Raw genomic sequence first — 10,261 nt, 5'->3', positions numbered from 1 at the left:
TGGTGCGATCCAACGGACAACAGCTGGCAGAATACCTCCAAGTTTGGTAATCTCAGGCTGGTAAAGTAATGGATTAATGAGGGAGGGGGCTTTACCCCCTCTTTTGCGTGAAGCCGTAGTGAATCTTTCGGGGGGGTGAAGGTTTATGAGGAAGGCCGTGTTTGCTTGGGTGGTAGTTCTTTTGGTTGCTCTGGTGGTTGCCATCACAGGCTGTGTGCAGCAATCAGCTGGGCAACCTGTAAACAAAGTCCTCAAAGTTGAAACAGGAGATCAGAGCTGGAAAACCGCCTGGTATTACGATATTGAAGACTATATAACTCAGGATGCCACTTACACCTTCAGCATAGAGATATATCATGAAGAAGATGCAACTGTAACTTTCCAACTTACTTTGAAAACAACCGATGAACAATACAAAGCAATTATTCTCCAAGATGTACCACCTGCAACGTGGACAGAGTTAGTATCGGAACCCTACATGATACCTGGGAAACCAGATGACATCTATATTGAGGCAAAGGATACTCCAAACATTACTTTCTTCTTCGACAATTTTGTGATTAAAGACGAAAGTGGAAACGTCGTTCTCAAAACAGATTTCGAAAGTGGAGAAACAGAAGGTTGGCAGGGAAACAATGCAACAATCACAGTGGTAAGCGATCCTGCCCAAGATTAACAAAAAGAAGCCCCTCGTGGGGCTTCTTTTCATTTGGAGCTTTTACTCAAAGAAAAGAGCCTTCGGCCCATCATAGCATACATGTCTTGCCAGTTTTTTGGCTTCCTTGATGGGAACCTGTCCTTTTTCTACCATTTCCCCTAAGACACTTGAGAGAACTCTTCTAAACATTTCTGTTCGTGATCCAAAGGAGAGAAGTTTTCTAGAATCTGTCACCATGCCCGCAAGGTTGTACAGGAGATCAACCGAGGCAATGTACTTCAGATGCATCTCCATGCCGAAAGGACTATCGTTGAACCACCACGAAGCTCCCACGTAGACGTTCGGAAAGGCGCGGGCAATAGTCGCTACCGTTGGAAGATGCGTGGGATCGAGGACGTACAGAACGATTTTGAGTTTTCCATCGAACTCATTCAGAAAGTATCTCAGTCCTTCGGCGATCTTTAGGAAGTTTGTTGAAATGTCCCCACCTGAATCCGGTCCAAGTGTTCTGAAAAGACTCTCTCTGTAATCTCTCAACGCACCAATGTGAAGTTGCGTTACCCAGTTTGTCTCCTGGTTCATCTTTCCAAACTGAACCATCAAAAAAGCCTTGTAGTCGATGATCTCTTCTGGGGTGAGTTCTTTTCCTTTGAACACCTTTTCATGGATCTTCTTGGCGCGCTTTTCCTCGACGTGGTGTATCGATGGTTCTAGAAGCGCGTGATCACTTGCCACACATCCGTGTTCTTTGAAATGATCGTGTGATTTCCACAGGGCACTCAGAAAACCCTCGAGTGTGGAGATGTCCTCGTTGTATCTTTCACCAAGTTCCTTTACATACTCCAACCAATTGCTCTTTTCCACGTTCATCGCTCTGTCTGGACGCCAGGTGGGAAGTATCGTCACGTCTTTTACCGTTTCCTTAGCCTTCTTGTGATATTCCAGGGTCGAAACGGGATCATCCGTTGTGCAAAGGATCTCTACCTTCATGTCTCTGAGAAGTTTTAGAGGCTTCATCTCAGGAAGCATCCTCTTTGTCTCTTCCCAGATCTCTTCGGATGTTTCTTCGGATATCACTTTCTTTACGTTGAACCTCCTCCAGAGATCAAGGTGAATCCACTCGTAAGTGGGATTCCCCACGAATCTCGGGAACACTCTCGCGAGCGCAAGCCACTTTTCTTTGTTGCTTCTGGATCCCGTTATGTATTCCTCTGAAACACCGCATCGTCTCATCAACTCCCACACGTAGTGATCCGTCGCTCCTTCGACTTCCCAGATATCGCTCCAGGGTTTGTTTTCAACTATGTCTTTCACATCGAGATGGTTGTGAGGATCCACTATGGGAAGATCCTTTACCTCATCGAAGAGACTCTTCGCAACTTTGTTTGTCAGAAGATAGTCTTCTCCCAGAAACACATAATCACCTCCAACATTATGAAAGTTATTTTCTAAAAAGGAAAATCCTCTGGTATTATTATAATGTATCGCAAAGAAAATCGAGGAGGCGAAAAAGATTGAACACCCTCAGGAAGGCGTTGGAAATACTGGATTTTGTGGTAAAGAACCCTGGTGATGTGAGCGCGACAGAAATAGCCAGCAGATTCGGTATGAGCGTGTCAAACGCTTATAAGTACCTCTCCGTGCTCGAAGAAAAAGGTTTTGTTCTCAGGAAAAAAGACAAAAGGTACATACCTGGCTACAAGCTGGTGGAATACGGTTCTCTTGTTCTGAGGAGGATCGACCTTCGGGATATCGCACACGAGCACCTGGTCAGTATCATGAGAAAAACTGGAGAGACTGTGCATCTGATTCTGAAAGATGGCCTTGAAGGAGTGTACATCGACAAGGTGGAAGGAGAACACAGCCTTCCCATGGTGTCGAGAGTGGGAATGAAGACAGATCTTTATTCCACAGCCTCTGGGAAAGCGATACTTGCTTTTCTGCCGAGCAAAGAACTCGAAGAGTATTTACATCTTGTTGAACTGAAACCGAAAACACCGAACACCATAACAGATCCTGGCGCGCTGAAGAGGGAACTCGCAAAAGTTCGAAAACAAGGCTACGCTATAGACAACGAAGAAAACGAAATAGGCATCATGTGTGTGGGTGTTCCCATTTTTGATCACAACGGCTATCCCATCGCTGCTATGAGTATCTCGGGCACAGCACAGAAGTTTACGAAAGAAAAAACACAGATATACGCTAGAGTTCTCAAAGAGACCGCTGCGGAGATATCGAGAAAGCTTGGATATTGAAATCTCAAACGGAGGTTGTTTTGAATAATTAAAAACTTAAACATCACATATCAGGAGGGATGAAGATGGAAGAACTCTTGAAAAAACACAGGATCATAGCAGTCATGAGGGCAAGTAGTGTTGAGGAGGCAAAGGAAAAAGCGCTGGCTGTTTTCGAGGGAGAAGTTCGTCTGATCGAAATCACCTTCACCGTTCCGGACGCTGATAGTGCCATCAGGGAGATCTCTTTTCTGAAGAAAAAAGGAGCCGTTGTAGGAGCAGGTACCGTCACGAGCGTTGAGCAGTGTAAAAGAGCCATAGAAAGCGGTGCAGAGTTCATTGTTAGTCCTCATCTCGACGAAGAGATCTCTCGTTTCTGCAAAGAAAAGGGTGTTTTCTACATGCCAGGTGTTATGACACCAACCGAAATCGTGAAGGCCATGAAGCTTGGTCACAGAATATTGAAGCTTTTTCCGGGGGAACTGCTAGGAACTCGATTCGTGAGGGCAATGAGAGGACCTTTCCCGGAGATCAAATTTGTTCCGACTGGTGGGGTAAACCTAGACAACGTGTGCGAGTGGTTTGAAGCGGGAGTTCTTGCTGTGGGAGTCGGAAGTGCCCTCGTGAAAGGAACTCCAAATGAAGTAAGGGAAAAAGCAAGGAAATTCATAGAAAAGATCAGGGGGTGCACAGGATGAAAGTGGTAACGTTTGGAGAGATCATGCTAAGGCTCTCACCCCCTAACTACAAAAGGATTTTCCAGGCAGATAGTTTCGACGCCACTTACGGTGGTGCAGAAGCGAACGTGGCGGCTTTCCTCGCCCAGATGGGTGTGGGCGCATATTTTGTAACGAAACTCCCAAATAACCCGCTGGGAGACGCTGCAATTGGTCACTTGAGAAAGTTCGGTGTGAGGACAGATTACATTGTGAGAGGCGGAAACAGAATAGGTATATACTTTCTTGAAATAGGAGTCTCCCAGAGACCCAGCAAGGTCGTTTACGATAGGGCACATTCAGCTATCTCGGAGGCCAAGAAGGAAGATTTCGACTGGGAGAAGATACTGGATAGTGCGAAATGGTTCCACTTTTCTGGAATCACACCTCCCCTTGGAAAGGAACTCCCTCTCATTCTCGAAGAAGCTCTGAGAATCGCCAAGAAGAAAGATGTAATTGTGAGCTGTGACTTGAACTACAGAGCAAGGCTTTGGTCGAAAGAAGAAGCCCAGAGGGTGATGATTCCGTTCATGGAGTACGTAGATGTTCTGATAGCGAACGAAGAAGATATCGAAAAAGTGCTGGGGATTCCAGTTGAAGGTCTCGACCTGAAAACGGGAAAACTCAACAGAGAAGCTTATGTGAAGGTTGCTGAAGAGGTCACGAGGAAATATGAATTTAGAACTGTGGGAATTACACTCAGGGAGAGTGTTTCTGCAACCATTAATTACTGGTCCGTCATGGTCTACGAAAACAGCCGGCCCCATTTCTCGACCAGATACAAGATACACATAGTGGACAGAGTGGGAGCGGGAGACAGCTTCGCCGGAGCTTTGATTTACGGAAGCTTGATGGAATTTGACCCACAGAAGAAAGCAGAGTTCGCTGCCGCAGCATCCTGCCTCAAGCACACGATACCCGGAGATTTTGCGGTTCTCAGTGTGGAAGAGATCGAGAAGCTAGCGTCCGGTGCTACCTCAGGTCGTGTGGAGAGATGAGGAGGTGAGAATATGCGTCTCAACAGAGAGACAGTGAAAGAAAGAAAAGCGTGGGAAAAGATAGGTGTCAAACCCCCTTACTTTGATCTTGAGAAGGTAGAAGCGAACACGAAGAAACAGCCAAAATGGGTTCACTTCGGTGGCGGAAACATATTCAGGGGTTTCGTCGCTGCTGTGCTTCAAAATCTTCTGGAAGAGGGAAAAGAAGATGTTGGAATCAACGTGATAGAACTTTTTGATTACGAGGTCATTGACAGAGTTTACACACCTTACGACAATCTCTCCATAGCGGTCACCATAAAGCCAGACGGAAACTTCGAAAAAAGAATCATAGCAAGTGTGATGGAAGCACTCAAAGGTGATCCATCACATCCTGACTGGGAGAGAGCAAAAGAGATCTTCAGGAGTCCTTCGCTTCAGTTTGCTTCCTTCACTATCACGGAAAAAGGTTACAACATAGAAGACCAGGCTGGGAATCTCTTTCCTCAAGTGATAGAAGATATGAAGAGCGGACCGACCTCTCCTCAAACATCTATGGGCAAAGTTACTGCTCTGCTTTACGAAAGATTCAAGGCAGGAAGACTCCCAATCGCCCTTCTCAGTCTCGACAACTTCTCCAAAAACGGGGAAAAGCTCTATGACTCTGTGAGGAGAATATCGGAAGAATGGGTGAAGAACGGTCTGGTGGAGAAAGAGTTCCTGGATTACTTGGAGAAAGACGCTGCTTTCCCCTGGAGCATGATAGACAAGATCGTTCCGGGACCCTCTGAGTTCATCAAAAAACACCTGGAAGAACTGGGCATCGAAGGGATGGAGATCTTCGTAACATCCAAGAAAACACACATCGCCCCCTTCGTGAACATGGAGTGGGCTCAGTATCTGGTGATAGAGGACAGTTTTCCAAACGGCAGGCCAAAACTCGAAGGCGCGGACAGGAACATCTTTCTGACGGACAGAGAAACCGTCGAAAAGGCTGAGAGAATGAAAGTAACCACCTGCTTGAACCCGCTTCACACTGCTTTGGCAGTCTTTGGATGCCTTCTGGGATACAAAAAGATAGCAGATGAAATGAAAGATCCCCTGCTGAAAAAACTCGTGGAAGGTGTTGGAGAAGAAGGCATAAAAGTTGTGGTGGATCCCAGGATCATCAACCCAAGGGAGTTCCTGAACGAGGTGATAAACATCAGACTTCCAAACTCGTACCTGCCCGACACCCCGCAAAGGATCGCGACGGATACTTCACAGAAGATGCCCATCAGGTTTGGTGAAACCATAAGGGCATACTATGAAAGATCCGATCTGGATCCGAGAGATTTGAAGTACATTCCCCTCGTGATATCAGGATGGTGTAGGTACCTCATAGGGATCGATGACGAGGGAAAGGAGATGCAATTGAGCCCTGATCCTTTGCTCGAAAACCTCAGATCCTACGTTTCGAAAATAAAGTTCGGTGATCCCAACTCCGTAAGCGATCATTTGAAACCGATACTTTCTAGTCCACAGCTCTTTAGAGTGAATCTGTACGAAGTCGGTCTGGGAGAGAAGGTGGAAGAATTGTTCAGGAAGATGATCACAGGACCGGGAGCGGTGAGAAAAACGCTCGAAGAAGTTATCGGGAGGGAAAATGGATGAAACTTGTTTTCAGATGGTTTGGAGAAAAACACGACACTGTTACCCTAGAACAGATACGTCAAATTCCGGGAGTAGAGGGAGTGGTTGGTGCCCTTCTCGATATTCCCGTGGGAGAAGTCTGGCCACTCGAGGAGATCATGAAACTCAAAGAAACCGTTGAAAAGACAGGTTTGAAGCTTGAAGTCATCGAGAGTGTGAACGTCCACGAGGATATAAAACTGGGGCTCCCCACCCGAGATAAGTACATCGAGAACTACAAAGAAACGGTCAGAAACCTGGCAAAAGCCGGTGTGAAAGTGGTCTGCTATAACTTCATGCCTGTCTTCGACTGGATGAGAACAGACCTTCACAAAAAGCTTCCGGACGGCTCTGAAACGATGGAATACGATCACAGCCTCATCGAAGGAGTCACCCCAGACGAACTCATGAAACGTGTGAAGGAAGGGTCTCAGGGCTTTTTACTTCCCGGATGGGAATGGGATAGATTGGAAAAACTGAGAGAAACCTTCGAGCTGTACAAAAACGTTGACGAGGAAAAACTCTTCGAAAATCTCGTTTATTTCCTAGAAAGGGTTATTCCAGTCTGCGAGGAATGTGATGTGAAGCTCGCCATACATCCGGACGATCCGCCGTGGAGTATCTTCGGCCTTCCAAGGATTATCACGAACAAGGAGAATATAGAGAGAATGCTCAGAGCGGTCGACAGCACCTACAATGGAATCACACTCTGCATGGGTTCGCTCGGTGCGAATCCGGAGAACAACATACCTGAGATGATCAGGTATTTCGGGAAGATGGGAAGGATTCACTTCGCGCACGTGAGGAATTTGAAGTTCACCGGTGAGAAGAAGTTCTACGAAACGGCTCATCCAACTTTCTGTGGTTCGCACGACCTTTTTGAGGTGATGAAGGCGTTTCATGACATAGGTTACGAAGGATACATCCGACCAGACCACGGAAGGTTGATCTGGAGCGAAAATACACGTCCCGGTTATGGACTCTACGACAGAGCACTTGGTGCTACCTATATTCTTGGACTCTGGGAAGCGATAGGTAAGATGAAAGAGAGATACTGCTGAAAAGGAAAGGGGGCGATGCCCCCTCATTCCCTTTCTTCTAGCTTTTCTTCCATGACCTCTTTTATCGCGAAATAACATGGTTTAGGATTGTAGTTTTCATCGAAAATCAACGCCTTGCCGTAACCTTTGAAGAAACCAGGCACCCAAGAGTACTTGTCCGTGAACCCCCAGAACTGAACTGCCCTGACAGCAGGGTTATCCAGACAGATCTCGAAGATCTTCTTATAAACTTCCTCCTGCTTCTTCAAATAGTACTCCTCCGACCCACTGAGAGGAATTCGCACGTCCATCTCCGTGATGTAGATCTGAAGGCCAAGTTCTGCGAACCTCTCCAGATTTCTTCTGAAACTGTCGTAATTGAGACCTCTGTAGTCCATGTGCATCTGAAATCCCACACCGTCTATGGGGACTCCTTTTTCCTTCAGTTCCTTTATCATGTTGTAGACAAAGTTCGACTTGGCGTTGATTTCTTCGATGTTGTAATCGTTGTAGATGAGCATCGCCTCAGGATCTGCTTCCCTTGCCCATAAGAACGCTTTTTCTATGTACTCAGGTCCGATCGTTTTGTACCAGATACTTTCTCTATAGGTTCCAGCATCATTCACCGCTTCGTTCACCACATCCCAGATCTTCACTCTACCTTTGAAGTGAGACACTACCGTTTTTATGTGGTCTTCGAGAACATTCAGGAGTTCTTCTTTCGACCATTCTCTACTGGTGAACCATCCCGGAAGCTGGTTGTGCCAGACAAGGGTATGGCCGTGTACGATCATTCCGTTTTTCTCCGCAAATTCGACATGTTTTTCGGCAGGTTCGAAGTTGTATCTGTTTTTTTCTGGATGGATGGTATCCCATTTCATCTGGTTCTCAGGCGTTAGAATGTTGAATTCCCTCTTTGCAATTTTCATGTACTTTCCTGCATCAGGAAGAGACCAGAAGTTGTTCCTCGCAGCGAAACCAACGTAAATGTTCAGCTTTTCTGCAAGCACTCTTAAAGGTACATCCTGCGAGCCAAAAGACGAGACACATCCGATCAGAAACAGCAGTACCACAGATAAAACTTTCATAATTATGAAACCTCCTTTCTCATTTTTGTACGGAAATATGATACCAGAAAGAAAAAAGGAGAAAAAAAGAAGAAAAACGACAGTATTTTGAAATAATCCCCTGTGAGCCTGGATAATATCTTTTATTCGAAGAAAACGAACCTTGACTTTTCGATAGGGTTTCTATTAAAATATTTCCCGAAAAGAAAAAAACACAATCAAGGGAGGTGAGTTTTTATGAGAAAGCTTCTTGCGTTTTTATTCGTCATTTCCTTGTTCAGCTTGTTCTTTGCCCAGCAGCTTCCACCGGGAATTCCAAGAAACGAAACCTTCATAGCCAACAACTTGACAGGAAGGGCAGCTAATCCTGGAAATTTCAACGTCTGGGCGACCTGGGTGTGGCAGGACAGAGGAATCCAGAACTTACTTTTGGAACCTCTCTGGTGTGTTGAGTATGCAACGGGAGAGATTATCAACGCCCTTGCAGCAGAACCTCCAAAATACAACTCAGATTTTACAGAACTCACAATCAAGCTTAGAAAAGGAGTCTATTGGAGTGATGGGGTACCATTCACAGCAGACGATCTTATCTATACTATTGAACTCGCAAAAAACACACCGGGTTTTGGCTATCATTCCCAAATGCAACAAGTAAAAGAAATTGTGAAAGTTGACGATTACACAGTGGTTATAAAACTCAAGGAACCTAACGCAAGATTTCATACATACTTCCTTGACAGATGGGGTGGTTTCAGACCACTTCCAAAGCACATCTTCGAAAAGGTTGAAGATCCTCTAACTTTTACTTTCAATCCGCCGGTTGGAACAGGTCCTTATGTTCTCAAAGGGTACGATCCAGGTGGTTACTGGACTCTTTGGGAAAGAAGAGAAGATTGGGAGAGAACACCAACAGGCATGCTTTATGGAATGCCACAACCAAAGTATGTACTGTTCATCACTTATGGAACACCAGAAAAACAAGTACTTGCCATGGCTCAACATCAACTCGATGCGGCAGATCTTACCCTGGAAGCCTTGAAGGCAGCTTTGAATAGGGTAAAAACAGCAAGGGCCTGGAGAAAAACCTTCCCGTGGACAGTTAATATCGACCCATGTGTGACAGGACTGCTCTTCAACACGGCGAAAGAACCATTTGACAATCCTGAGGTAAGATGGGCCCTTACACTTGCCATCGACATCGTTGAGTACGCAGCGAACGCCTTTGATGGGGCAGTCACTCTGAGTCCTATTCACATTCCTCTCACAACTGCGTATTACAACTGGTACTTTACAAAACTCGAAGATTGGCTTAAGAACTTCGAACTCGATCTTGGAAATGGTGAAAAATTCAAGCCCTACGACCCAACAGCAGGTTTCAGACTGGCCGAGTACGCGAGAAAGAGAGGATACCCCGTGCCAGATAATCCTGAACTGATCAAGAGGATCTTCGGACCCGGCTGGTGGAAATACGCTCCTGACGTTGCCGCAAAACTCCTAGAAAAGAACGGCTTCTACAGAGACAAAGATGGAAAATGGCACCTACCAAACGGTGAGGTCTGGAAAATCACAATTAATACGGGAACCAATCCTGCTCACCCAGGTTACAGAAATGCATTTGCAGCTGCGCAGGCATGGAAGAAATTTGGTATCGATGTTACCGTTCAAACAACAGATGCACAAGCAACACTTGGCCAGAAAGGACAATTTGATGTTTCGTCAGACTGGCCTGCAGCAGAGCCATGGGGTGGTCATCCAGATCTTTTCAGAGTGCTAGAACCATTCCATTCAAAGTACATTGTGCCTATAGGTGAAAACGCACCGTGGGGCAATTATGGAAGATGGAGCAGCCCTGAAATGGATAAAATTATAGACGAAATTCAAAAGACTGCGTGGGGAGA

General features: G+C 45.9%; 10 protein-coding genes. 8 read left to right on the top strand and 2 right to left on the bottom strand.

Annotated features, from left to right (window positions below):
• Positions 1 to 69, top strand: a 69-nt coding sequence (locus tag J7K79_RS09460) for a sugar-binding protein (RefSeq protein ID WP_366932585.1), incomplete at its 5' end; no start/stop codon positions are given.
• 76 nt (positions 70 to 145) lie between these two features.
• Positions 146 to 676, top strand: a complete 531-nt coding sequence (locus J7K79_RS04410) for a carbohydrate binding domain-containing protein (protein WP_296905567.1) — start codon at positions 146 to 148, stop codon at positions 674 to 676.
• A 42-nt stretch (positions 677 to 718) separates the two neighbouring features.
• On the opposite strand, the gene uxaC is transcribed toward J7K79_RS04410, so the two are convergent.
• Complete coding sequence (uxaC, locus tag J7K79_RS04405; RefSeq protein ID WP_296905565.1) at positions 719 to 2,074, bottom strand: glucuronate isomerase; 1,356 nt, start codon at positions 2,072 to 2,074, stop codon at positions 719 to 721.
• A gap of 98 nt (positions 2,075 to 2,172) precedes the next feature.
• Here uxaC and J7K79_RS04400 point away from each other — a divergent pair, with 98 nt between their 5' ends.
• The 5 genes from J7K79_RS04400 (at position 2,173) to uxuA (ending at position 7,317) form a co-directional block, all read left to right on the top strand.
• The gene (locus J7K79_RS04400) at positions 2,173 to 2,913 is read left to right on the top strand and encodes an IclR family transcriptional regulator (protein ID WP_296905563.1); all 741 of its coding nucleotides are present in this window, start codon (positions 2,173 to 2,175) and stop codon (positions 2,911 to 2,913) included.
• A gap of 65 nt (positions 2,914 to 2,978) precedes the next feature.
• Positions 2,979 to 3,590 (top strand): bifunctional 4-hydroxy-2-oxoglutarate aldolase/2-dehydro-3-deoxy-phosphogluconate aldolase, encoded by a 612-nt coding sequence (gene eda, locus J7K79_RS04395; RefSeq protein WP_296905561.1) that lies wholly within the window; start codon positions 2,979 to 2,981, stop codon positions 3,588 to 3,590.
• Positions 3,587 to 4,606 carry a sugar kinase gene (locus J7K79_RS04390; RefSeq protein WP_296905559.1) on the top strand — a complete coding sequence of 340 codons (1,020 nt, stop codon included), beginning with the start codon at positions 3,587 to 3,589 and terminating at the stop codon, positions 4,604 to 4,606. The genes eda and J7K79_RS04390 overlap by 4 nt, the downstream gene beginning before the upstream one ends.
• Positions 4,607 to 4,618: 12 nt before the next feature.
• Positions 4,619 to 6,238 (top strand): D-mannonate dehydrogenase UxuB, encoded by a 1,620-nt coding sequence (gene uxuB / locus J7K79_RS04385; protein WP_296905557.1) that lies wholly within the window; start codon positions 4,619 to 4,621, stop codon positions 6,236 to 6,238.
• The gene (gene uxuA / locus J7K79_RS04380) at positions 6,235 to 7,317 is read left to right on the top strand and encodes a mannonate dehydratase (protein ID WP_296905556.1); all 1,083 of its coding nucleotides are present in this window, start codon (positions 6,235 to 6,237) and stop codon (positions 7,315 to 7,317) included. Before uxuB ends, uxuA begins: the two co-directional genes overlap by 4 nt.
• A 23-nt stretch (positions 7,318 to 7,340) precedes the next feature.
• Here the strand turns inward: uxuA and J7K79_RS04375 are convergent, their stop codons facing one another.
• The gene (locus J7K79_RS04375; protein ID WP_296905555.1) at positions 7,341 to 8,384 is read right to left on the bottom strand and encodes an endo-1,4-beta-xylanase; all 1,044 of its coding nucleotides are present in this window, start codon (positions 8,382 to 8,384) and stop codon (positions 7,341 to 7,343) included.
• A 216-nt stretch (positions 8,385 to 8,600) separates the two neighbouring features.
• Here J7K79_RS04375 and J7K79_RS04370 point away from each other — a divergent pair.
• Positions 8,601 to 10,261 (top strand): ABC transporter substrate-binding protein (locus J7K79_RS04370; RefSeq protein WP_296905553.1); only part of this gene is annotated, 1,661 nt, incomplete at its 3' end.

The organism is Thermotoga sp., from assembly GCF_021162145.1.
Taxonomy (GTDB): Bacteria; Thermotogota; Thermotogae; order Thermotogales; family Thermotogaceae; genus Thermotoga.
Note: the sequence above shows the minus strand (reverse complement) of the source record. Positions and strands in the feature narration are given on the sequence as shown.